This window comes from Streptomyces sp. NPDC054887 (assembly GCF_053610585.1).
Genome location: NZ_JBSGYQ010000024.1, coordinates 43459 through 65624, shown reverse-complemented (window position 1 = coordinate 65624; position 22166 = coordinate 43459). Strand labels below are relative to the sequence as shown.

The 22166-nt window shown below is 72.1% G+C and carries 23 protein-coding genes; 6 read left to right on the top strand and 17 right to left on the bottom strand.

Translation table 11 applies throughout. The features are described from left to right. Positions 1–31: 31 nt before the first annotated feature. The 4 genes from ACWGH0_RS16105 to hisI all read right to left on the bottom strand — a co-directional run bounded on the left by ACWGH0_RS16105 (position 32) and on the right by hisI (position 2946). Positions 32–298: an HGxxPAAW family protein gene (locus ACWGH0_RS16105; protein WP_453404763.1), complete on the bottom strand. Its 267-nt coding sequence runs from the start codon at positions 296–298 to the stop codon at positions 32–34. Between the two features lie 104 nt (positions 299–402). Beyond that, positions 403–1056: a TIGR02234 family membrane protein gene (locus ACWGH0_RS16100; RefSeq protein ID WP_453404762.1), complete on the bottom strand. Its 654-nt coding sequence runs from the start codon at positions 1054–1056 to the stop codon at positions 403–405. A gap of 7 nt (positions 1057–1063) precedes the next feature. Continuing rightward, positions 1064–2566 (bottom strand): anthranilate synthase component I, encoded by a 1503-nt coding sequence (locus ACWGH0_RS16095; RefSeq protein WP_453404761.1) that lies wholly within the window; start codon positions 2564–2566, stop codon positions 1064–1066. 11 nt (positions 2567–2577) lie between these two features. Beyond that, positions 2578–2946, bottom strand: coding sequence for a phosphoribosyl-AMP cyclohydrolase (hisI, locus tag ACWGH0_RS16090; protein ID WP_453404760.1), 369 nt, complete (start codon positions 2944–2946; stop codon positions 2578–2580). 104 nt (positions 2947–3050) lie between these two features. Between hisI and ACWGH0_RS16085 the strand changes: the two genes are divergently transcribed. Further along, positions 3051–3689 carry a TIGR03085 family metal-binding protein gene (locus ACWGH0_RS16085; RefSeq protein WP_453404759.1) on the top strand — a complete coding sequence of 213 codons (639 nt, stop codon included), beginning with the start codon at positions 3051–3053 and terminating at the stop codon, positions 3687–3689. Positions 3690–3742: 53 nt separating this feature from the next. Here the strand turns inward: ACWGH0_RS16085 and hisF are convergent, their stop codons facing one another. The 8 genes from hisF to hisD are packed head-to-tail and all read right to left on the bottom strand — an operon-like array spanning position 3743 to position 9489. Next, positions 3743–4498, bottom strand: coding sequence for an imidazole glycerol phosphate synthase subunit HisF (gene hisF / locus ACWGH0_RS16080; protein WP_453404758.1), 756 nt, complete (start codon positions 4496–4498; stop codon positions 3743–3745). Then, a complete protein-coding gene (locus ACWGH0_RS16075) occupies positions 4495–4917 on the bottom strand; it encodes a RidA family protein (RefSeq protein WP_453404757.1) in 423 nt (140 codons plus the stop codon). The genes hisF and ACWGH0_RS16075 overlap by 4 nt, the downstream gene beginning before the upstream one ends. Then, positions 4914–5654, bottom strand: coding sequence for a bifunctional 1-(5-phosphoribosyl)-5-((5-phosphoribosylamino)methylideneamino)imidazole-4-carboxamide isomerase/phosphoribosylanthranilate isomerase PriA (gene priA, locus ACWGH0_RS16070; protein WP_453404756.1), 741 nt, complete (start codon positions 5652–5654; stop codon positions 4914–4916). Before priA ends, ACWGH0_RS16075 begins: the two co-directional genes overlap by 4 nt. After that, positions 5654–6295: an imidazole glycerol phosphate synthase subunit HisH gene (hisH, locus tag ACWGH0_RS16065; protein ID WP_453404755.1), complete on the bottom strand. Its 642-nt coding sequence runs from the start codon at positions 6293–6295 to the stop codon at positions 5654–5656. The genes priA and hisH overlap by 1 nt, the downstream gene beginning before the upstream one ends. Beyond that, positions 6292–6459 carry a hypothetical protein gene (locus ACWGH0_RS16060; RefSeq protein ID WP_167518286.1) on the bottom strand — a complete coding sequence of 56 codons (168 nt, stop codon included), beginning with the start codon at positions 6457–6459 and terminating at the stop codon, positions 6292–6294. Before ACWGH0_RS16060 ends, hisH begins: the two co-directional genes overlap by 4 nt. Then, positions 6456–7049 carry an imidazoleglycerol-phosphate dehydratase HisB gene (hisB, locus tag ACWGH0_RS16055; RefSeq protein ID WP_453404754.1) on the bottom strand — a complete coding sequence of 198 codons (594 nt, stop codon included), beginning with the start codon at positions 7047–7049 and terminating at the stop codon, positions 6456–6458. Before hisB ends, ACWGH0_RS16060 begins: the two co-directional genes overlap by 4 nt. After that, a complete protein-coding gene (locus ACWGH0_RS16050; RefSeq protein WP_453404753.1) occupies positions 7046–8170 on the bottom strand; it encodes a histidinol-phosphate transaminase in 1125 nt (374 codons plus the stop codon). Before ACWGH0_RS16050 ends, hisB begins: the two co-directional genes overlap by 4 nt. Then, on the bottom strand, positions 8167–9489 hold the full coding sequence (gene hisD, locus ACWGH0_RS16045; RefSeq protein ID WP_453404752.1) for a histidinol dehydrogenase: 1323 nt from the start codon (positions 9487–9489) through the stop codon (positions 8167–8169). The genes ACWGH0_RS16050 and hisD overlap by 4 nt, the downstream gene beginning before the upstream one ends. Before the next feature lie 145 nt (positions 9490–9634). On the opposite strand from hisD, the gene ACWGH0_RS16040 reads away from it, so the two are divergent. The 4 genes from ACWGH0_RS16040 (at position 9635) to ybaK (ending at position 13803) form a co-directional block, all read left to right on the top strand. Continuing rightward, positions 9635–11242, top strand: a complete 1608-nt coding sequence (locus tag ACWGH0_RS16040) for an oxidoreductase (protein ID WP_453404751.1) — start codon at positions 9635–9637, stop codon at positions 11240–11242. 177 nt (positions 11243–11419) lie between these two features. Beyond that, positions 11420–12490, top strand: a complete 1071-nt coding sequence (locus tag ACWGH0_RS16035) for a hypothetical protein (RefSeq protein ID WP_453404750.1) — start codon at positions 11420–11422, stop codon at positions 12488–12490. A 5-nt stretch (positions 12491–12495) separates the two neighbouring features. Next, positions 12496–13290 carry an LON peptidase substrate-binding domain-containing protein gene (locus ACWGH0_RS16030; RefSeq protein ID WP_453404749.1) on the top strand — a complete coding sequence of 265 codons (795 nt, stop codon included), beginning with the start codon at positions 12496–12498 and terminating at the stop codon, positions 13288–13290. A gap of 18 nt (positions 13291–13308) precedes the next feature. Further along, complete coding sequence (ybaK, locus tag ACWGH0_RS16025) at positions 13309–13803, top strand: Cys-tRNA(Pro) deacylase (RefSeq protein ID WP_453404748.1); 495 nt, start codon at positions 13309–13311, stop codon at positions 13801–13803. Positions 13804–13908: 105 nt separating this feature from the next. Here ybaK and ACWGH0_RS16020 read toward each other — a convergent pair whose 3' ends face one another. The 4 genes from ACWGH0_RS16020 to ACWGH0_RS16005 form a co-directional block, all read right to left on the bottom strand. Continuing rightward, positions 13909–14616: a hypothetical protein gene (locus ACWGH0_RS16020; RefSeq protein WP_453404747.1), complete on the bottom strand. Its 708-nt coding sequence runs from the start codon at positions 14614–14616 to the stop codon at positions 13909–13911. Between the two features lie 55 nt (positions 14617–14671). Then, the gene (locus ACWGH0_RS16015) at positions 14672–15520 is read right to left on the bottom strand and encodes an ABC transporter permease (RefSeq protein ID WP_453404746.1); all 849 of its coding nucleotides are present in this window, start codon (positions 15518–15520) and stop codon (positions 14672–14674) included. Beyond that, a complete protein-coding gene (locus ACWGH0_RS16010; RefSeq protein ID WP_453404793.1) occupies positions 15517–16497 on the bottom strand; it encodes an ABC transporter ATP-binding protein in 981 nt (326 codons plus the stop codon). Before ACWGH0_RS16010 ends, ACWGH0_RS16015 begins: the two co-directional genes overlap by 4 nt. Positions 16498–16638: 141 nt before the next feature. After that, complete coding sequence (locus tag ACWGH0_RS16005) at positions 16639–18003, bottom strand: NYN domain-containing protein (RefSeq protein WP_453404745.1); 1365 nt, start codon at positions 18001–18003, stop codon at positions 16639–16641. Between the two features lie 264 nt (positions 18004–18267). Here ACWGH0_RS16005 and ACWGH0_RS16000 point away from each other — a divergent pair, with 264 nt between their 5' ends. Continuing rightward, positions 18268–18447 carry a hypothetical protein gene (locus ACWGH0_RS16000; protein ID WP_453404744.1) on the top strand — a complete coding sequence of 60 codons (180 nt, stop codon included), beginning with the start codon at positions 18268–18270 and terminating at the stop codon, positions 18445–18447. A 92-nt stretch (positions 18448–18539) separates the two neighbouring features. On the opposite strand, the gene dnaE is transcribed toward ACWGH0_RS16000, so the two are convergent. Further along, positions 18540–22079 (bottom strand): DNA polymerase III subunit alpha, encoded by a 3540-nt coding sequence (gene dnaE / locus ACWGH0_RS15995; protein WP_453404743.1) that lies wholly within the window; start codon positions 22077–22079, stop codon positions 18540–18542. Between the last annotated feature and the right edge of the window lie 87 nt (positions 22080–22166).

Sequence of the window (22166 nt, the reverse complement as noted above, 5' to 3'; positions counted from 1 at the left end):
GCGTCGGATCCGCCGGTGGGACCGGTCCCGGTCAGTGGACCCGGATCTGGCTGTGGGGCTGCGCCCGGCCGGCCTCTTCACGGGCCTGGCGCATCTCGTCGGACTCCTTCGGCATGCCGAGGCCCGCGGCCTTCATGACCATACCGACGACACCACCGAGCAGTATCACGACGATTCCCGCCCAGAAGCCGAGCGGATTGGCGAGCACCGTGAAGGCACCCGAAATGCAGAAACCGATGAAGGAGATGGTGACACCGGTCCAGGCGGCCGGGGTGTGTCCGTGGCTGCTGCCCGCCATGAGTTGCTCCTCGTTGCTGTTGCTCTGTGGTGAGGTGATGAGTCCGTGAGTCGTACGCTCGCCGCTCATTGTCCCGCACGACGACCGGCGGCGTGATCTCGGGGTCACGCGTCGCGCGTCGGGTCCTCGCCGCGGTCCAGTGCCTTCCAGAGGTCCTCGGGCCGGTCCGGGTCCGGTGCTACGGGCGCCCTGCGGGCCCGGGGGCTGCCGTCGCGCTCGTAGCGGCCGGACATGGAGGGCCACTTCCGGCCGCACCACAGGGCGAGCAGCCCCGCCACCAGGATGAGCAGCCCGCCCACCGCGGTCACGTACGGCCATGCCGTGTGGGTGAGGGAGGCGGCCGTCGCCGCGGCGTCCCCGGTGGTCTCGGCGGCCTTCTCGTCGAGGGCCGCGCCGCCGGAGGCGCCGAGCACGGCGCTGACGGCCGCGCCCGCGCCGCTCAGGGCGAGGAGCCCCGCGACGAGCAGGCGGCCCGCCCGGCGGACGGCGAAGACGGCGACGAGCGCGGCGAGCCCGACGATGGCCAGCGCCGCGGGGGCGCCGGTGACGTCCTGCCCCTCGACGGCCAGCGGCAGCGCGCCGCCCGGCACCGCGGCCGCGCCCTCGGCCCAGGTCCGGCCGGAGGCGAGGAGCACGACGGCGGCGCCGGCGGCGCCGAGCAGCAGCGCGGCGGCGAGACCGCGGCGGCCGCCCGTGGAGGCGGCCGGCGCGCTCTCGCTGCGCGGAAGCGGTACAGGTGCGGGGGATGCGGCAGTCACGTACCCACTATCCCTTACGTCCCGAACGCGAGCAGAGGCGGTTCGCCGTGTGCACCGCGCGCAGCACCGCGGCCGCCTTGTTCCGGCACTCGGTGTCCTCGGCGACGGGGTCCGAGTCGGCCACCACGCCGGCCCCGGCCTGCACGTACGCCGTACCGTCCCGGAGCAGGGCGGTGCGGATGGCGATGGCGGTGTCGGAGTCGCCGGCGAAGTCGAGGTAGCCGACGCAGCCGCCGTACAGGCCGCGCCGGGACGGCTCCAGCTCCTCGATGATCTGCATCGCGCGGGGCTTCGGCGCTCCGGACAGCGTGCCGGCGGGGAAACAGGCGGTCAGCACGTCGAAGGCGCTGCGCCCCTGCGCGACCCGGCCGGTCACGGTCGACACGATGTGCATGACGTGCGAGTACCGCTCGACGGACATGAAGTCGACGACCTCGACGCTTCCCGGCTCGCAGACGCGGCCCAGGTCGTTGCGGCCGAGGTCGACGAGCATCAGGTGCTCGGCGCGCTCCTTCGGGTCGGCGAGCAGCTCGTCGGCGAGCGCCTGGTCCTCCTGGGGCGTGGCGCCGCGGTGCCGGGTCCCGGCGATCGGGTGCACCATGGCGCGCCCGTCCTCGACCTTGACCAGCGCCTCGGGGCTGGATCCGACGACGTCGAAGCCGTCGAAGCGGAAGAGGTACATGTACGGCGACGGATTCGTCGCGCGCAGCACCCGGTAGACGTCCAGCGCGCTCGCCGTGCACGGGGTCTCGAAGCGCTGGGAGGGCACGACCTGGAACGCCTCGCCCGCGCGGATGCGCTCCTTGATGTCGTCGACGGCGGCCTGGTACGCCTCGCCGCCCCACAGCGCGGTGTACGGCGGCAGCTCGGAGGGGGGCAGGGCGGCGGGCGCGGTGGGCACGGCCCGGCTGAGGTCGGCCTCCATCGCGTCGAGGCGGGCGACGGCGTCGGCGTACGCCTCGTCGACGCCGGTGGCGAGGTCGTTGTGGTTGATCGCGTTGGCGATCAGCAGCACCGAGCCGTCCCAGTGGTCGAGCACGGCGAGGTCCGAGGTGAGCAGCATGGTCAGCTCGGGTAGGCGCAGGTCGTCGCGGCCGTGCTCGCCGATCCTCTCCAGGCGGCGTACGACGTCGTACCCGAGGTAGCCGACCATTCCGCCGGTGAACGGCGGCAGGCCGCCCGCGAGGTCGCGCGGGGTGTGCAGGGCGTCGATGGTGGCGCGCAGCGCGTCGAGCGGGTCGCCGTCCACCGGTACGCCGACGGGGGGCGTGCCGAGCCAGTGCGCCCGGCCGTCGCGGGCGGTGAGGGTGGCGGCGCTGCGGACGCCGACGAACGAGTAGCGGGACCAGGAGCGGCCGTTCTCGGCCGACTCCAGGAGGAAGGTGCCCCGGCGCTCGGCGGCGAGCTTGCGGTAGAGGCCGACCGGGGTGTCGCCGTCCGCGAGCAGCCTGCGGCTGACGGGGATCACACGCCGGTCGACGGCCAGCTTGCGGAAGGTCTCGATGTCCATGGCCGGTGACCTTACTGCGCGAGCGGGAGGAGGACGTCGGAGTCGAAGCAGGTGCGGTCGCCGGTGTGGCAGGCCGCGCCCACCTGGTCGACCCGGACGAGGACGGTGTCGGCGTCGCAGTCCAGTGCGACCGACTTGACGTGCTGGAAGTGCCCGGACGTGTCGCCCTTGACCCAGTACTCCTGACGGCTGCGCGACCAGTACGTGCAGCGGCCCGTGGTGAGGGTCCGGTGGAGTGCCTCGTCGTCCATCCACCCGAGCATGAGCACCTCACCGGTGTCGTACTGCTGGGCGATGGCCGGGACCAGGCCGTCGGGGCTGCGCCTGAGGCGGGCGGCGACGGCGGGGTCGAGGCTGGTGGGGCGGGGCGAACTGGTCATGTCCGCCATTGTGCCGCGCCCGGGGGCCGGAGCAGCGACGCCGTCCGGTCACTGGACGCGCGGCGCCGTGGCCCCGGCGGAGCAACGGCCGTACCCTGGCGGGCATGTCGAACCATGCCAAGCGCGAACGACTCCTCCTGGCCGACCTCCTGGAGGCGGCGGGCCCCGGCGCACCGACGCTGTGCGACGGCTGGACCACCCGTGATCTGGCCGCCCACCTGGTGGTGCGCGAGCGCCGCGCGGACGCCGCCGGCGGCATAGTGCTGGCGGCGCTCAAGAGCCGACTCGACCGGGTGCAGGCGGAGTTCGCCGAGAAGCCGTACGAGGAGCTGATCCAGCTCATCCGCACCGGACCGCCGCGGATGTCGCCGTACGCCCTCAAGCAGCTCGACGAGGCGGCGAACACCGTCGAGTTCTACGTCCACGCCGAGGACGTCCGGCGGGCGCAGCCGGACTGGACGCCGCGCGAACTCGACGCGGTCTTCTCCAACGCGCTGTGGTCGCGGGTCGAGAAGGCGGCGCGGGTCCTCGGCCGCAAGGCGCCGGTGGGCGTGGTGCTACGCCGGCCCGACGGGCAGACGGCGGTGGCGCGGCGCGGGACGCCGGTGGTGACGGTCACGGGTGAGCCGGGCGAGCTGGTGCTGTTCGCCTTCGGGCGGCAGGAGGCCGCGCAGGTGGAGCTGGAGGGCGACAAGGACGCGATCGAGCGGCTGCGCGCGGCGAAGCTCGGCATCTCGATGTGACCGCTCCTCCCCGCCTCGCGGCGGGGAGGAGCGCGTTGCGCGGGGCCGGGGCCCTAACGCACCGGGTGGCCCGCCTCGCGGAGCTCGTCCTTCACCTGGGAGATGCGCAGGTCGCCGAAGTGGAACACCGACGCCGCGAGGACCGCGTCGGCGCCCGCCGCGATCGCGGGCGGGAAGTGGGCGAGGCGGCCGGCGCCGCCGGAGGCGATCACCGGCACGGTGACGTGCTTGCGCACCGCCGCGATCATCTCCGTGTCGTAACCGTCCTTGGTGCCGTCCGCGTCCATGGAGTTGAGCAGGATCTCGCCCGCGCCCAGCTCGGCCGCCCGGTGCGCCCACTCGACCGCGTCGATCCCGGCGGACTTGCGGCCGCCGTGCGTCGTGACCTCGAAGGAGCCGGACTCCGTACGGCGGGCGTCGACCGAGAGCACGAGGACCTGCCGCCCGAAGCGCTCGGCGATCTCGCGGATCAGGTCGGGGCGGGCGATGGCGGCGGTGTTGACGCCGACCTTGTCCGCGCCGGCCCGCAGCAGCCTGTCGACGTCGTCGGCGGTGCGCACGCCGCCGCCGACCGTCAGGGGGATGAAAACCTGCTCGGCGGTGCGGCGCACCACGTCGTACGTCGTCTCCCGGTTGCCCGAGGACGCGGTGATGTCGAGGAACGTCAGCTCGTCGGCGCCCTCCGCGTCGTACAGCTTCGCCATCTCGACGGGGTCGCCGGCGTCGCGCAGGTTCTGGAAGTTGACGCCCTTGACGACCCTGCCGTTGTCGACGTCCAGGCAGGGGATCACTCGGACCGCGAGGGTCATGATTCCTGACCTCCTCGGTCTCCTCGGTACGCCTCGACCTCGACCTCGACGACCAGGCTCGGGTCCACGAATCCGGAGACGATGATCATCGACGCCGCGGGGCGGACGTCGTCGAACAGCTCCTTGTGGGCGCGGCCGACGTCGTCGACGTCACGGGCGTGCGTGATGTACATGCGGGTGCGTACGACGTCCTCGCGGGCGAGGCCGAGCTCCTCCAGCGCGCCGAAGGCGACGTTGAAGGCGGTGACGGTCTGGTCGTACGGCGCGCCGCCGCTGATGACGCCGTCGACGACCGACGTGCAGCCCGAGACCAGGACGAGCCCGTTCGACAGCTCCACCGCGCGGGAGTAGCCGAACTGGTCCTCCCAGGGGGCGCCGGTCGTCACCCTGCGTACGGAACCGGAGGAGGACACCGTCATGCGGACACCGCCGCCAGGGCCTCTTCCAGCGTGAACGCCTTGGCGTACAGGGCCTTTCCGACGATCGCGCCCTCCACGCCCTGGGGGACGAGCGACGCGATGGCGCGCAGGTCGTCGAGGGAGGAGACGCCGCCGGACGCGACGACGGGCTTGTCGGTCGCGGCGCAGACGTTCTTCAGGAGGTCCAGGTTGGGGCCCTGGAGCGTGCCGTCCTTGGCGATGTCGGTGACGACGTACCGCGCGCAGCCCTCGGAGTCTAGGCGCGCCAGCGTCTCGTAGAGGTCGCCGCCGTCGCGGGTCCAGCCCCGGCCGCGCAGCGTCGTGCCGCGTACGTCGAGGCCGACCGCGATCTTGTCGCCGTACTCGGCGATGACCTTGGCGACCCACTCGGGCGTCTCCAGCGCGGCCGTGCCGAGGTTGACGCGCTTGCAGCCGGTGGCGAGCGCGGCGGCGAGGGAGGCGTCGTCGCGGATGCCGCCGGACAGCTCGACCTTGATGTCCATGGAGCGGGCGACCTCGGCGATCCGCTCCCGGTTGTCGCCGGTGCCGAACGCCGCGTCGAGGTCGACGAGGTGCAGCCACTCGGCGCCCGCCTGCTGCCAGGCCAGCGCGGCCTGGAGCGGGTCGCCGTACGACGTCTCCGAGCCGGACTCGCCATGGACGAGGCGTACGGCCTGGCCGTCACGGACGTCGACGGCGGGGAGGAGTTCGAGCTTCGCGGGGTTCGCGGAGGACATCACAGGGTTCCGATCCAGTTGGTCAGCAGCTGGGCGCCGGCGTCGCCGGACTTCTCGGGGTGGAACTGGGTGGCCCACAGCGCGCCGTTCTCGACGCCCGCCACGAAGGGCTGGCCGTGCGTGCTCCACGTCACCCGGGGCGCGCGGATCTTGGCGTTGGTGACTTCCAGGCTCCAGTCGTGCACGGCGTACGAGTGCACGAAGTAGTAGCGGGTGTCGGCGTCGAGGCCGGCGAACAGTTCGCTGTCCGCGGGGGCGTCGACCGTGTTCCAGCCCATGTGGGGGACGACGGGCGCCTGGAGCGGGCCGACGGTGCCGGGCCACTCGTCGAGGCCCTCGGTCTCCACGCCGTGCTCGATGCCGCGCTCGAAGAGGATCTGCATGCCCACGCAGATGCCCATCACCGGGCGGCCGCCGGAGAGCCGGCGGCCGACGATCCAGTCGCCGCGCGCCGCGCGGAGCCCCTGCATGCAGGCGGAGAAGGCGCCGACGCCGGGGACGAGCAGTCCGTCGGCGTTCATGGCCTTGTCGAAGTCGCGGGTGATCTCGACGTCCGCGCCGACGTGGGCGAGCGCCCGCTCGGCGGACCGGACGTTGCCGAAGCCGTAGTCGAAGACGACGACCTTCTTCTTGTCGCTCATTCCCAGAGTCCTTGGATTCGCATGACGCCGGCGACCAGGCACATCACGGCGCCGATGCCGAGGAGCACGATGACGCCCTTGGGCAGCTGCTGCTTCCAGAAGGAGTACACGCCGCCCAGGAGGAACAGGCCGACGACGATCAGGATGGTGGAGAGGCCGGTCACAGGGCGCCCTTGGTCGAGGGGAGGATGCCGGCGGCGCGCGGGTCGCGCTCGCTGGCGTACCGCAAGGCGCGGGCCAGGGCCTTGAACTGGCACTCCACGATGTGGTGCGCGTTGCGCCCGTACGGGACGTGGACGTGCAGGGCGATCTGGGCCTGCGCGACGAAGGACTCCAGGATGTGCCGGGTCATCGTCGTGTCGTACTCGCCGATCATCGGCGCCATCTTCTCGGGCTCGGTGTGCACGAGGTAGGGGCGGCCGGAGAGGTCGACGGTGACCTGGGCGAGGGACTCGTCCAGCGGCACCGTGCAGTTGCCGAAGCGGTAGATGCCGACCTTGTCGCCGAGTGCCTGCTTGAAGGCGGCGCCGAGCGCGAGGGCGGTGTCCTCGATCGTGTGGTGCGAGTCGATGTGCAGGTCGCCGTCGGTCTTCACGGTGAGGTCGAAGAGGCCGTGGCGGCCGAGCTGGTCGAGCATGTGGTCGTAGAAACCCACGCCGGTCGACACATCGACCTTGCCGGTGCCGTCGAGGTCTATCTCGACGAGGACCGAGGTCTCCTTGGTGGTGCGCTCGACGCGTCCTACGCGACTCATGAGCTGTGCTCCTTCTTCAGTGCGCGTACCGCATCGAGGAACGCGTCGTTCTCTTCGGGGGTGCCGGCGGTGACCCGCAGCCATCCCGGTACGCCGTTGTCACGGACCAGCACGCCCTGGTCGAGGATCTGCCGCCACGCCTCGTGCGAGCCGGCCGCGCCGTCGAAGCGGCCGAACTGGACGAAGTTCGCGTCCGACTCCGTCACCTCGTAACCGATGGCGCGCAGCTCGGTGACCAGGCGGTCCCGCTCGGTCTTGAGCTGCTCGACGTACCCCAGCAGCGTATCGGTGTGCTCCAGCGCGGCGAGCGCGGTGGCCTGGGTGACGGACGACAGGTGGTACGGCAGGCGCACGAGCTGTACGGCGTCGACCACGGCCGGGTCCGCCGCGAGGTAGCCGAGCCGCAGTCCGGCGGCGCCGAACGCCTTGGACATGGTGCGGGAGAGCACCATGTTGGGGCGGCCCTCGATCAGCGGCAGCAGGGACGGGTGGTGGCTGAACTCGCCGTACGCCTCGTCGACGACGACCAGGCACGGCTTGGCCGCCTGGGCGGCCTGGTACAGCGCGAGGACGGTGCCGGCGTCGACCGCCGTGCCCGTGGGGTTGTTGGGCGAGGTGATGAAGACGACGTCGGGGCGGTGCTCGGCGACGGCCTTCTCGGCCGCCGCGAGGTCGATGGTGAAGTCCTCGTTGCGCGGCCCGGAGATCCAGCCGGTGCCGGTGCCGCGCGAGATGAGGCCGTGCATGGAGTACGACGGCTCGAAGCCGATCGCGGTGCGGCCGGGCCCGCCGAAGGTCTGGAGCAGCTGCTGGATGACCTCGTTGGAACCGTTGGCCGCCCAGACGTTCTCCATGGCGACCTCGTGCCCGGCGGTGCGGGTGAGGTAGCGGGCCAGTTCGGTGCGCAGCTCGACGGCGTCGCGGTCCGGGTAGCGGTTGAGCTCACGGGCCGCGTCGCGCACCCGCTCCGCGATGCGCTCGACGAGCGCCTCGGGCAGGGGGTACGGGTTCTCGTTGGTGTTGAGGCGTACGGGCACGTCGAGCTGCGGCGCGCCGTACGGGGACTTGCCGCGCAGCTCGTCGCGGATGGGCAGGTCGTCGATGCGGACGCTGCGGGTCATTCCGTCGGCACCTTCCACCCGAAGCGCGCCTTGAGGGCCGCGCCGTGCGCCGGCAGGTCCTCCGCCTCGGCCAGCGTCACCACGTGGTGGGTGACCTCGGCGAGGGCTTCGCGCGTGTAGTCGACGATGTGGATGCCGCGCAGGAACGACTGGACCGACAGGCCCGACGAGTGGCAGGCGCAGCCGCCGGTCGGCAGGACGTGGTTGGAGCCGGCGCAGTAGTCGCCGAGGGAGACCGGGGCGTACGGGCCGACGAAGATCGCGCCGGCGTTGCGGACCCGGGCGGCCACGGCGGACGCGTCGGCGGTCTGGATCTCCAGGTGCTCGGCGCCGTACGCGTCGACGACCTTGAGGCCGTCCTCCAGGCTGGAGACGAGCACGATCGCGGACTGCCGGCCGGCGAGCGCGGGCAGGATGCGGTCCTCGACGTGCTTGGTCGCGGCGACCTGGGGCTCCAGCTCCTTCTCGACGGCGGCCGCCAGCTCCTCGGAGTCGGTGACCAGCACGGCGGCGGCGAGCGGGTCGTGCTCGGCCTGGCTGATCAGGTCGGCGGCGACGTGCACCGGGTCGGCGGTGTCGTCCGCGAGGACGGCGATCTCGGTGGGTCCGGCCTCGGTGTCGATGCCGATCCGGCCGGTGAAGTAGCGCTTGGCGGCGGCGACCCAGATGTTGCCGGGGCCGGTGACCATGTTGGCGGGGGCGCACTCGTCGGTGCCGTACGCGAACATCGCCACGGCCTGCGCGCCGCCCACGGCGTACACCTCGTCGACGCCCAGCAGCGCGCACGCGGCCAGGATCGTCGGGTGCGGCAGGCCGCCGAAGTCGGTCTGCGGCGGGGACGCGAGCGCGATCGACTCGACGCCGGCCTCCTGCGCCGGGACGGCGTTCATGATCACGGAGGACGGGTAGACGGACCGGCCGCCCGGCGCGTACAGGCCCACGCGCTCGACCGGCACCCACTTCTCGGTCACGGTGCCGCCGGGCACGACCTGGGTGGTGTGCTCGCTGCGGCGCTGCTCGCGGTGGACGATGCGGGCACGCCGGATCGACTCCTCCAGCGCGGCCCTGACCTTGGGGTCGAGCTGCTCCAGGGCCGTCGTCAGCGCTTCGGCGGGCACGCGTACGCGCTCCAGCTTCACGCCGTCGAACTTCTCCGCGTAGTCGATCAGCGCCGCCGTTCCCCGATGGTGCACGTCCTCGCAGATGGGCCGCACCTTGTCGAGGGCGGCCTGTACGTCGAAGTCGGCACGGGGCAGCAGGTCGCGCAGGTCGGCGCCCTCGGGGAGGGCGTCGCCACGCAGATCGATTCGAGAGATCACGCTGCCAATTCTCTCAGACCGCATCCGGCCGCCGAGCCTCCGTATCACTGGCTGATACACGTCCCAGGAGTCTTTCGTCACCACTAGCGTTCAGCTCGTCACCCAGAGGGAAGAACGGCTGTACGAATCGGCGAAAGGGGCGGCCTTGACCGAGCCGCAGCAAGACGTCGAAGTGCCCGACTGGCTCACCGCCTCGGAAAGCGGCATGTGGCAGGCGTTCCGCACCGGCAGCACGTACGACCTCCGCACCCGCAACCCCGTCCTCGACGACCCGTTGTCCAACCGGCCGTGGCCCGCGGAACGCAGCGTCCGCGCGCGGGTCGTGGCGCTGCTGCTGCTCAGCGGACCGCCCGCGGTGCCCGGGCGGGTCGCCGCGCTCAAACTCAGCGGCGTACAGATCACCGGCACGCTCAAGCTCTCCGGCGGGCGCGTCGAGCCGTACGTCGAGCTCAGCAACTGCCGCTTCGAGAAGGAGGTGCTGCTGCCCGAGTGCCACTTCACCACCCTGCGCATGGTGGGCTGCTCGATTCCCCGGCTGGAGGCGGCGCGGCTGCACACGGAGGGCGACCTGCACCTGCCGCGGTGCAGCGTCCCCGGGGGCATCCGGCTCACCGACGCGCAGATCGGCACCGATCTGCTGATCAACCAGATCGTCGTACGCCAGGACCGCAACGGCCGTTCGATCGCCGCCGACGGCCTGTGCGTCGCCCAGGACCTCCAGGCCGAGATGATCGAGTCGCACGGCGAGTTCAGCCTGCGCGGCGCGAAGGTCGGCGTGTCGCTGAGCCTGCGCGGCAGCCGGCTGCGGCGGCCGTACGGCGTGGAGGGGCGGCGCGCCCTCAACGCTCCGCAGCTCACCGTGGAGCGCACGCTCTACCTGACCCCGGCCGGCATCGGCCCCCGGGGGGCGGCCCCGGGCACCACCCCGCCGTACGGCATCGGGAACACGCCGGTGCGCGGCACGCGCGTGCAGCGGTTCGAGTGCGAGGGCGGCCTGCGGCTCGACGACGGGCGGTTCGGGGACGCGGTGGACTTCGACGGGGCGCGGTTCGTCATGACGCTCGGCCAGGAGCTGTCGCTGCGCCGGGTCCAGACGCCCGAGCTGCGGTTCCTGTGCGAGCGGCCCGAGGAGGGGAAGGTCGTGCTGTCCGGCGCGAAGGTCGGCAACCTGGTCGACCGGGCGGACAGCTGGCCGCGTCCCGGCGGGCTGACCATGCACGGCTTCACGTACGACAGCCTCGTACCGCGCGGGCTGTTCCCGCTCGCGATGCGGCTGGACTGGGTGACGGCCGCGACGCCCGAGTACGCGCCGGAGCCGTACGAGCGGCTGGCGGCCGTCCTGCGCAGCAGCGGGGAGGACGCCGACGCCCGCGAGGTGCTCCTGGCCAAGCAGCGAAGACGGCGCGAGACGCTGCCGCTCGCGGGGAAGCTGTGGGGCTACCTCCAGGACTGGACGGTGGCGTACGGCTACCGCCCGGGGCGGGCGGCAGTGTGGATGGCCGTGCTGTGGGCGGCGGGCGCGGTGGCGTTCTCGCTGCTCGACCCGCCCGCGATCAATCCGGACCAGCATCCGGAGTGGAACGCCTCCCTCTTCGCCCTCGACCTGCTGCTGCCCGTGATCAATCTGGGCCAGGAGGGTTTCTGGCGGCTCGACCGCGCCTGGCAGTGGGCGGCGGCGGGGCTGATCCTGCTCGGCTGGATACTGGCGACCACGGTGGCGGCGGGGGCGTCCCGGCTGCTGCGGCGAGGCTGAGCGACCGCGCCGGACACCCGGGGGCGGGGGTCGCGCCGGACACCCGGCGGGGGTCGCGCCCGCCCTCCCGTTCCCCCACGGTCTTTACCGGCCCTTGACCGACGGCGGCGCAACCTTTCCAGCCGATACGAAAGCTTCACCGCCGCCCACTGGCGCTGCCCTCACCTGCGGTTTTCAATGGTTCACACCATGCCATTCCTTCGCGCTCTGATCAGCACCGCGCGCATGATCCGCCACACCCCGAAGCTGGGAGCCGGACTGCCCGCCGACGACGAGGTGCTGCTCGACGTACCGGACGAGCGCCTCGGGCCGACGCTCGTCGCGGCGGCTGTCGGGGACCACGGGCCGGCGGCCAAGCTCATGGCCGCCACGCGCGAGGGGGCCGAGTGGGAGAACCGCGACCGGTACACCACCCGTCTGGCCACCTTCGCGTACAGCCGCGGGGACTGGCTCGGCGACTGGCTCGCCGCCTCACCGCGCGATCCCGACGCCCTGCTCGTGAAGGCGGAACTCGCGGTGCGCAGGGCGTGGGAGTCGCCCGCGCGCGCGGAGCGGCTGCGCGACGTCGGCCCGCTGATCGAGGCGGCGGCGGACGCCGCGCCGCGCGATCCGGTGCCGTGGCGCATCGCCCTCGACCACGCGCGCGGCACGCATGCCGCGCATTCGGCGTTCGAGGAGCTGTGGGGCGAGGCCGTGGGCCGCTCCTCGCACCACTACGGGTGCCATGTCTCGGCACTGCTCTACCTGTCCGCCCAGTGGTACGGCTCGCACCGCGAGTGCTTCGACTTCGCCGAGCAGGCGGCCGAGGACGCCCTGCCGGGCTCACTGGTGCAGGCGCTGCCCGTACGGGCGGCCTTCGCCCACCTGCTCAGCGGTGACGGCGCCGGGACGGGCCCCGCCGCGGCGGCCGGGCCCCTGGTGATCGGGCCGGAGCGCGTCGACGCGGCGGCCGACCTGGCCATCGCGCTGTCCGCCGAGTACGCGGCCGGCGACCCGTGGCCGGCCGAGGTCCGCAACCTGCTGGCGTACGTCCTGGTCACCCGGGGCCGGTGGGCCGAGGCGCTCGAACAGTTCCGGCTGATCGGCCCGTACGCGACCTCGTTCCCCTGGGCGTACCTGAGCGACGACGTACTGGGCCGGTTCCTGGAGCTGCGGGACACCGTGCGGATCCAGGTCGCCGCGACGACTCCTCTGCGGCCTTCGCGCGGGACGGCCCGCAGGGCCCGTTCCGGCGGCCATTACGCTTGAGCGCTGTGACCACCGCTCGCCTTCCCCTCTTCCCGCTGAACTCGGTGCTGTTCCCCGGCCTGGTGCTGCCGCTGAACATCTTCGAGGAGCGTTATCGCGCCATGATGCGCGACCTGTCGAAGGGCGCGGACTCCGGCGGCTCCGCACCGCTCGATTCCTCCGCGTCCTCCCCGGACAAGGACGAGGACGAGCCGCGCCGCTTCGCGGTCGTCGCCATCCGCGACGGACGCGAGGTCGCCGCCACCGCGCCCGGCATGCCGGACGCCACGACCCTGACCGAGCGGGGCCCCGCGGCGGGCTTCGGCCCGGACCCGATCCAGGCGTTCCACCGGGTGGGCTGCGTCGCGGACGCGGCGACGATCCGGGAGCGGGAGGACGGGAGCTTCGAGGTACTGGCCACCGGGACGACCCGCGTGCGCATCCTGTCCGTCGACGCGAGCGGCCCCTACCTCACCGCCGAGGTGGAGGAGCTGCCCGAGGAGCCGGGCGACGACGCGGGCGCGCTGGCCGAGGGGGTGCTGCGGGCGTTCCGCAGCTACCAGAAGCGGCTGGCGGGCGCGCGGGAGCGCTCTCTGACCACGGGCGCGGAGCTGCCGGACGAGCCGTCGGTGGTCTCGTACCTGGTGGCCGCCGCCACGGTGCTCGACGTCCCGGCGAAGCAGCGCCTGCTCCAGGCGCCCGACACCGCGACCCGCCTGCGCGAAGAGCTGAAGCTGCTGCGCTCGGAGACCGCGGTGATCCGCCACCTCCCCTCGCTGCCCGCCGTCGAACTGACGCGGACGCCCACCAGCCCCAACTGACCGGAGGCGGAGCCACCCGTGGCGAAGAAGAAGCGACAGGCCGGCGGAACCCCCGCGACGGTCGCCCTGACCGAGGCGGGCACGGCGTACGTCCTGCGCGCGTACGAGCACGACCCGGCGTCCCCCTCGTACGGCGAGGAGGCGGCGCAGGCGCTGGGCGTCACGCCGGACCGCGTCTTCAAGACCCTGGTGGCGGACATCGACGGCGCGCTGACGGTGGCGGTCGTGCCGGTGGCGGGTTCGCTGGACCTCAAGGCACTGGCGGCGGCGGTCGGCGGAAAGCGCGCGGCGATGGCGGACCCGGTGGCTGCCGAGCGCACCACGGGCTACGTACGGGGCGGCATCTCGCCGCTCGGCCAGCGCAAGAAGCTGCCGACGGTCCTGGACTCCTCGGCGTCGTCGCACGAGACGGTGTGCGTCTCCGCGGGGCGGCGCGGCCTGGAGGTCGAGCTCTCGCCGGCCGACCTGGCGGCGCTGACGGACGCGGTGATCGCCCCGATCGGGCGCGGCTGACCGGCCGGCGGAAGGCGTTCACCGGCGTACGGCCGGGGCGAGCCGACGCCGGCCCGGCTTCGGCCCCGGCCTCCCCCTTCCGCGTACTGACCGCCGGCGCCCGCGTCAGCTCGGTGTGTTGTCCCCCGGAGCGGGGGCCGGCGCGGGTTCGCCGTACGGCGCTCCCCACTCGGGCTCCGGATCACGCGGCCCGAACAGCGCCGTCAGCCCCAGGTGAACGAGGAGCGCGGCCATCGGCCAGGCGAGGAGCGCCCCCTTGGCCCCCAGTTTGAGCGGCGCGTCGAACGGCACGCCCTGGCCGACCTCGCGGGCGCGCGCGACGACGTCGTCCGTCGGGCCGAGCCACACGCCGGTGCCCCAGGCCAGCAGGGAGCCGAGGAGCCCGCCGAGGGCCAGCGCCACGACGATCGGGACGCCCCCGCGCCGGTTGAACCAGAAGACGAGGGCCGCGCAGAGCGCGCCGAACCCCAGCGCGAGCAGCACGAACGTGCCGTCCGCACCGATCGCCTCCTCGCTCTCGGTGTTCTTGAGGAAGACGGCCTTGTCGGTGGAGACCAGCGGCACGCGCGGCGCCAGCCACAGCCACAGCAGCCCGAGCCCGACGCCGAGGACCGTCAGCGCCACGACCACCACGGCGGCCCTGAGCACATCGGCGGAGGAGCTGGGGCTCTCGTCCTGCGCGCCGGCCGCGAGGTGATCGGCGCCGGGACCGGCGTGGGGCGGGTTCGGGGGCTGCGGAGCGGGCCCGGCTTCGGACTTCTGCCAGGGGTCGTTCGGCGGCTGGTGGTGAGGCGGCGTCAGAGGAGCGGTCACCCTGCCATCGTGCCAGGCGGGCCCGGCCCGCGCCGCACCGGACCGGCGCGGCGGGCTAGCGGACCGCGGCCCGGCGGTACGCCCAGGTGGCGACCGCCAGCGAGACGACGCCCACGACCGCGCACACGGCCAGGTCCAGGAGAACCGACGCCCAGTCCGGACGCGTGTCGAAGGTCCTGGCGAACGCCTCGACGCCGTACGTCGAGGGCAGCAGGTCCCGGGCGTACGCGATCGGCACCGGCAGCCGCTCGGCGGGCAGCACCCCGAGCAGCAGCGCCGCCGACATGCCGAGCTGTCCGAGCAGCGTCGCGAGTTCCTGGCGCGGCGCGAGCAGCCCGAGCGCCGCGCCGAGCCCGGCGAGCGCCGCCCCGGCGAGCGGGACGACGGCGACCAGCACCCACAGGTGGGTGAGCGGCAGCTGGAACAGCACGCACCCGACGACGGCCGTGACGAAGGTGCCCGGCACGGTGAAGGAGGCGTACGCGCCCGCCGCCCCCAGGACCACCGCCGCGGGCGGCACAGGCAGTGTGGCGTAGTGGTCGAGGCCGCCGCTGGCGCGCAGCTGCCCGAAGTACTGGGCCAGCAGGTTGAGCGCGACGAAGGCCACGACGAGCACGCTCGACCCGGCGACGACGGCCCGCGCCTCGTCGCCCCCGTCGACGACCCCGCGCATCAGGACCATGATCCCGACGGACTGGAACGTCGCCACGAAGAGCAGCGGGATACGGGCCACCCGCGCCCGGGACAGCTGGGCCCGGTAGACGGCGGCCAGCGACGGCAGCAGGCGCGCCCGGGGAGCGAGTGGCGCGGGCGCCTCGCCGGACGCACCGGCTTCCCTGTCCGCGTCCCTCGCGGTCCGGATCCGCATGGAGCCCGTCTCGGCCTCCGCAGGCACGACACTCACGCTTTGACCAGCCCCTTCGTACCGTTCGTGCTTCCGCCGAGCGCCAGGTAGACGTCTTCCAGGCTCGGCGTCGCGAGGGTGAAGTCGTCGAGCGCGGAGAACGCCTTGCCCCCGGTGACGGCGGCCACGGCCGCGCGCGCCTCGTCGGGGGTGAGCCGCAGTACCCAGCGCCGGCCGGACTCCTGCGCGGACTCCCGCAGCGCGGCGACCTCGGGCACGTCGAGCGGCGCCCGCTCCCGCCACACCAGGTCGAGCCGCACCTCGCCGGCGACCCGCGACTTGAGACCGGCCGGGCTGTCGCACGCGATCACCCGGCCGCTCTCCAGCACCGCTACGCGGTCGAGCACCGTCTCGGCCTCGATGACGTTGTGCGTGACGAGCAGCACGGTGGCGCCGTTCTCCGCGCGCCGCCGGTCGACGGCGGTCCACACCGCGCGGCGCGCGACGGGGTCCATGCCGGTCGTCGGTTCGTCCAGGACGAGTACGGGCCGTTCGCCCACCAGCACGGCGGCGAAGCAGGCGAGCCGCCGCTGTCCGCCGGAGAGTTTCTTGAGCGGGCGCCCGGCGATGCCACCGAGCCCGAGCTCTTCGATCACGTCGTCCCGCTCGGCCCGCGCCGCCTTCGCGGTGAGCCCGCGCAGGCGTCCGGTGGTCTCGGCGGCGAGCGACACGGTCAGCTCGTCCAGCGCGGTCGATTCCTGTCCGAGGTACGCGACGAGCCGCGAGGCGCGCTCCGGATGCCGGACGAGGTCGTGTCCGAGCAGCTCGACGCCGCCGGAGTCCGGGCGCATCAGCCCGGTGAGCTGCCGGACGAGAGTCGACTTCCCCGCGCCGTTGGGGCCGAGCAGCCCGAAGATCTCGCCCCGGTGTACGTCGAGGGAGATCCCGTCGGTCGCGCGCACGGCCGGCGTCGCGGGTGCGCCGCGCCGGCCGCGGGCGGCGGGATACGTCTTGACCAGGTCCCGCACGGCACACACGACTCCCGTGCCGCGTCGCCCCTGTGCTGTGCCCGTATTCACGAGGAACGAGCCTACGGGGTTCCGGGCCGGGCGCCGCCCCCGGGGCGGCGTCGGACCTCGAAACCGGGGGATCCCCCTGGCATCCCCCCGCTCCTGCCGCTACTCCCCCGCGGGCACGTGCTCGGCCGCCGCCCGTACGTCGATCTCGCGCCAGAAGCCCGCCCTGATGGCGTACCGGTCGTGTTCGTCGATCTGGTCGTCCTTGTGGGCGAGCAGGCCGAATCTCGCGGCGTAGCGCAGCAGTTCGCCGTCGATCCGGTGCGGGATCCTCGGGTACATCGTCGACAGTTTCTGGGTGTGGCCGGGGTCGGGCAGCCGCTCCATCCACCGGCGGGCGAAGACCTGGCCGACCTCGAAGGGGTCGCCGCCGACCGTGGTGATGTCCTCCTCGCGGTCCGCCCAGCGCTGCTCGGCGCTGGTGAGCTGCGCCAGCGTCGGCAGCGAGGCGGTCTCGGGCGGCTCGCCGAGCTGGCCCCCGTTGCCGGCCCGCTCGGCCCAGCCCTTGTCGGACGACCACCGCAGGGTCACACCGGCGGCGGCGCCGGGCGCCGGCTGCGCGGTCCCGTTGGCATGGGGGTGCTGGGCCGGCTGGGCGCCGGGCCCGCGCAGGCCGGCGAGGTCCTTGGGGGTGGGCACGCCGCGGGTGGCGTGCCCCGGGTGCGCCTCCGCGGAGCCGTTCGCGGCGGTGACGGGCGCGGGATCCGGTGCGGGGGCGTCCGGCGCGCCCGGGGAGCCGTTGCGTACGGGCGCTCCCGCGGCGTCCGCCTCGGTGTGGTGCGTCCGGTCCCGCGCCGCCCGTTCGGCGCGTTCGGCGCGCTCCGCGGAGGCGGCGAGCGCCGATTCCGGCAGCGGGGCCGAGAGGATCGCGGCGATCTCCGGCCGGGGCACCGGCGGCGGCGCGCAGATGCCGGTGAGGTCCTTGGCCCGTACGGCCTTGGTGATCCAGGCCCGGTCGAGGACGCGGCGCTCGTCGGCCTCGGCGACCAGGTCCTCGGACTGGTTGTAGTCCCCGTCGGCGGCCTGCACCGCCCACAGGTGCACCGCCACCCCGTGTTCCTTGGCGGACATCAGCCCCGGTAGCAGATCCCCGTCCCCGGTCACCAGCACGATGTCCGAACATGCGCGATTTCTGGCCAGCTCGGTCAGCTCCGCGTGCATCGCCGCGTCGACGCCCTTCTGCGCCCACCGCCCGTCGCTGCGGGTCAGGGCGCCGAGCCTGACCGTCACGCGCGGCATGACCCGCAGCCGCCGGTGCTCGGGCTGCGGAACGCGGTCGGGGGCGCCGTCGAACCAGTAGATGCGCAGCAGCGGCTGTTCCGTATCCGCCTCGGCCCGTTCTCGCAGGCCCTGGATGAGAGCCGCGTGATCCACGGTGATGCGGGAGCGGGCCGGTTCTCCGGCGAGCAGGCTCGCGGCGGCGCCCAGCAAGTAGCCGGCGTCCACCAGGACGACGCAGCGGTCCACGGCGTTCCACCCTCTTTCGGGAACCTCGGGATCGGAAGGTGCTTCGGGAAATGCTCGGGAAACGGGGAGTGCTTCGGGCTTCCTTCGAGTCTGCCCGACTGCGTGAGGGTTAACGGCCGGAACTCGATCATCGGCGTGGCGGATGGCGAAGTTGCCGCGGGACAGCCCCAATTACGCACGGTAATGATCCAAAATGCGAGCTATGTCGCTCTGTGTGAACCTGGTCCCGGCCCTGGCCCCCAGACCCCCACAGGAGGCATCACCATGGCCAAGAACAAGAATCGCAAGCAGGGCGGTCCACAGGACCGTGCGGCCTCGGTGGCGCGTGGAGCCGACCAGACCAAGGACAGCGCCTTCGGTTCCCACTCCCAGCCGCAGACGCACGCCCAGGGAAGCCCCGCCGACGTGGCCCGCAAGCACCAGCGGCGCTTCGGCCACAACTGATCACGGCGAGTGATCACGCTGTTGTTTGAGTACGCAAGGAAGAAGGGGCGCCCCCGTCACGACGGGAGCGCCCCTTCTCGGTGATCCGGTGCTCAGCCGGCCAGGCAGGACGGGCCGAGCAGCACCTTCAGGTCGCCGAAGAGCGCGGGGTCCGGCTGCACGCGGTGCCGGTCGAGCCGCAGCACCGTCGTCTTGCGCGCCCCCTGGAGCTTGATCCGCACCTCAGTGTTCCCCCGGTGGTGCTTGAGGATCTCGCCGAGCTTGGTGACCATCGGCGGCGTCACCTTCACCGTCGGGATCGTCAGAACGACCGGCGCGTTGGTGCCGGCGGACGACACGTCCGGGACCATCAGCTCCATCGCGACGAGCCGCGGGACGTCCTCGCGCTTGTCGAGGCGGCCCTTGACGAACACCACCGTGTCCTCGACGAGCTGGGTCGAGACGAGCTGGTACGTCGCCGGGAAGAACATGCACTCGATGGAGCCGGCCAGGTCCTCGACCGTCGCGATCGCCCAGGCGTTGCCCTGCTTCGTCATCTTGCGCTGGAGGCCGGAGATGATGCCGCCGACGGTGACGATCGCCCCGTCGGAGTGCTCGCCGCCGGTGAGCTGGGAGATGGCGGCGTCGGCCTTGTCGCTCAGGACGTGCTCAAGACCGAAGAGCGGGTGGTCGGAGACGTACAGGCCGAGCATCTCGCGCTCCTGCGCGAGCAGGTACGACTTCTCCCACTCGACGTCGGAGAACTCGACGTCGAGTCCGAAGCCCGGCTCGTCGCTCTCCTCCTCGCCCATGCCGCCGAAGAGGTCGAACTGCCCCTCCGCCTCCTTGCGCTTGACCTGCACCACGTTGTCGATCATCGGCTCGTGGTGTGCCACCAGGCCCTTGCGGGTGTGACCCATCTCGTCGAAGGCGCCGGCCTTGATGAGCGACTCGACGGTCCTCTTGTTGCAGACGACCGCCTCGACCTTGTCGAGGAAGTCGGGGAAGGAGCTGTACTTCCCCTTGGCCTTGCGGCACCGGATGATCGAGTCCACGACGTTCTGGCCGACGTTGCGGATGGCGGTCAGGCCGAAGAGGATCACGTCGTCGCCCTGCGCGGCGAAGTTCGACTCGGACTCGTTCACGTTCGGCGGGAGCACCTTGATGCCCATGCGCCGGCACTCGTTCAGGTAGACGGCCGACTTGTCCTTGTCGTCCTTGACCGAGGTGAGCAGCGCCGCCATGTACTCGGCGGGATGGTTCGCCTTGAGGTACGCCGTCCAGTAGGTGACCAGCCCGTAGGCCGAGGAGTGCGCCTTGTTGAACGCGTATCCGGCGAAGGGGACCAGCACGTCCCACAGCGCCTGGATCGCCGCGTCGGAGTAGCCCTTCTTCTTCGCGCCCGCCTGGAAGAGCACGAAGTTCTTCTGGAGCTCGTCGGGCTTCTTCTTGCCCATGACGCGGCGCAGGATGTCGGCCTCGCCGAGCGAGTAGCCCGCGATGATCTGGGCGGCCTTCTGCACCTGCTCCTGGTACACGATCAGGCCGTACGTCAGGCCGAGGACCTCCTTGAGGGGCTCCTCCAGCTCCGGGTGGATCGGCGTGATCTCCTGCTGGCCGTTCTTGCGCAGCGCGTAGTTCGTGTGCGAGTTCATGCCCATCGGGCCCGGCCGGTACAGGGCCGAGACGGCGGAGATGTCCTCGAAGTTGTCGGGCTTCATCAGCCGCAGCAGCGACCGCATCGGCCCGCCGTCGAACTGGAAGACGCCGAGCGTGTCACCGCGGCAGAGCAGTTCGTACGTCGCCGGGTCGTCGAGCGGGAGGCTGAGCAGCTCCAGGTCGATGCCCTTGTTGGACTTCACCATCTTGACGGCGTCGTCCATGATCGTGAGGTTGCGCAGGCCGAGGAAGTCCATCTTCAGCAGGCCGAGCGACTCGCAGCTCGGGTAGTCCCACTGCGTGATGGTCACGCCGTCGGTGTGGCGCACCCAGACGGGCACGTGGTCGGTGATCGTCTCGCTGGACATGATCACGCCGGCCGCGTGCACGCCCATCTGCCGGACCAGGCCCTCGACGCCCTTGGCGGTGTCGATGACCTTCTTCACGTCCGGTTCGTTCTCGTACATCGCCCGGATCTCGCCCGCCTCGCTGTAGCGCGGGTGCTTGGGGTCGGTGATGCCGTTGAGGTCGATGCCCTTGCCGAGCACGTCGGCGGGCATGGCCTTGGTGAGCCGGTCGCCCATCGCGTACGGGTAGCCGAGGACGCGCGCGGAGTCCTTGATCGCGTTCTTGGCCTTGATCTTGCCGTACGTGCCGATCATGGCGACCTTGTCGGCGCCGTACTTCTCGGTGACGTACCTGATCACCTCACCGCGCCTGCGCTCGTCGAAGTCGATGTCGACGTCGGGCATGGAGATGCGCTCGGGGTTGAGGAACCGCTCGAAGATCAGGCCGTGCTCGATCGGGTCGAGGTCGGTGATGCCCATGGCGTACGCGACGATCGAACCGGCCGCCGAGCCCCGGCCGGGGCCGACCGCGATGCCGTTGTTCTTGGCCCACATGATGAAGTCGGCGACCACGAGGAAGTACCCCGGGAAGCCCATGTCGATGATGATCTTCATCTCGTACTCGACCTGCTTGAGCCGGTCTTCCGGGATGCCGTTCGGGAAGCGGCGGGCCATGCCGCGCATGGTCTCCTCGCGGAACCACGTCACCTCGGTGTACCCCTCGGGCACATCGAACTTGGGCATCAGGTTCCGCTCCTTGAACCAGCCCTCCGTGTCGATCTGCTGCGCGACCAGGAGCGTGTTGGCGCAGCCCTCCTGCCAGGCGTCGGAGGAGTCGACGGCGTACATCTCCTCGGTCGACTTCAGGTAGTAGCCGGTGCCGTCGAAGCGGAAGCGGTCGGGGTCGGAGAGGTTCTTGCCGGTCTGGATGCACAGCAGGGCGTCGTGCGCCCCCGCCTCGTGGGAGTAGGTGTAGTGCGAGTCGTTGGTGACGAGCGGCGGGATGTTCAGCTTCTTGCCGATTTCGAGCAGCCCGTCGCGGACCCGGCGCTCGATCTCGATGCCGTGGTCCATCAGCTCCAGGAAGTACCGGCCCTCGCCGAAGATGTCCTTGTAGTCGGACGCGGCCTGGACGGCCTCGTCGAACTGGCCGAGCCGCAGCCGCGTCTGCACCTCGCCGGACGGGCACCCGGTGGAGGCGATCAGGCCCTCCGACCACTGGGAGATGGTCTCCTTGTCCATGCGCGGCCACTTCGTCAGCCAGCCCTCGGCGTACGCGTCGGAGGACAGCCGGAAGAGGTTGTGCAGACCGGTCCTGTTCGCCGCCCAGATCGTCTTGTGCGTGTAACCGCCGGAACCGGACACGTCGTCGCGCTTCTGGTGCGGCTGGCCCCACTGGATGCGGCGCTTGTTGCGCCGCGACTCGGGGGCCACGTACGCCTCGATGCCGATGATCGGCGTCACACCGGCCTTCTTCGCCGAGTGGAAGAAGTCGTACGCCCCGTGCAGGTTGCCGTGGTCGGTCATCGCGATGTGCGACATGCCCATCTCGTTGCAGGCGTCGAACATGTCCTTGAGCCGCGCGGCACCGTCCAGCAGCGAGTACTGGGTGTGTACGTGTAGGTGCGTGAAGGGCGGCTTGGTCACGGCGAAGGCCTCCGGCGAAACGGTCGGTGACGGGTTGGGTGGACAGCTCGGAAGTCTACGTCGGCCGACTGACAGCGCAGGGGCACT

Bases quoted from the DNA above. Each gene is read 5' to 3' on its own strand.
- ACWGH0_RS16075 (WP_453404757.1), bottom strand. From the start codon at position 4,917: ATGACGGTGTCCTCCTCCGGTTCCGTACGCAGGGTGACGACCGGCGCC.
- ACWGH0_RS16035 (WP_453404750.1), top strand. From the start codon at position 11,420: ATGGTTCACACCATGCCATTCCTTCGCGCTCTGATCAGCACCGCGCGC.
- ACWGH0_RS16095 (WP_453404761.1), bottom strand. From the start codon at position 2,566: ATGGACATCGAGACCTTCCGCAAGCTGGCCGTCGACCGGCGTGTGATC.
- hisF (WP_453404758.1), bottom strand. From the start codon at position 4,498: ATGACCCTCGCGGTCCGAGTGATCCCCTGCCTGGACGTCGACAACGGC.
- priA (WP_453404756.1), bottom strand. From the start codon at position 5,654: ATGTCCTCCGCGAACCCCGCGAAGCTCGAACTCCTCCCCGCCGTCGAC.
- ACWGH0_RS16000 (WP_453404744.1), top strand. From the start codon at position 18,268: ATGGCCAAGAACAAGAATCGCAAGCAGGGCGGTCCACAGGACCGTGCG.
- ACWGH0_RS16050 (WP_453404753.1), bottom strand. From the start codon at position 8,170: ATGACCCGCAGCGTCCGCATCGACGACCTGCCCATCCGCGACGAGCTG.
- hisB (WP_453404754.1), bottom strand. From the start codon at position 7,049: ATGAGTCGCGTAGGACGCGTCGAGCGCACCACCAAGGAGACCTCGGTC.
- hisI (WP_453404760.1), bottom strand. From the start codon at position 2,946: ATGACCAGTTCGCCCCGCCCCACCAGCCTCGACCCCGCCGTCGCCGCC.
- ACWGH0_RS16105 (WP_453404763.1), bottom strand. From the start codon at position 298: ATGGCGGGCAGCAGCCACGGACACACCCCGGCCGCCTGGACCGGTGTC.
- ACWGH0_RS16085 (WP_453404759.1), top strand. From the start codon at position 3,051: ATGTCGAACCATGCCAAGCGCGAACGACTCCTCCTGGCCGACCTCCTG.
- hisH (WP_453404755.1), bottom strand. From the start codon at position 6,295: ATGAGCGACAAGAAGAAGGTCGTCGTCTTCGACTACGGCTTCGGCAAC.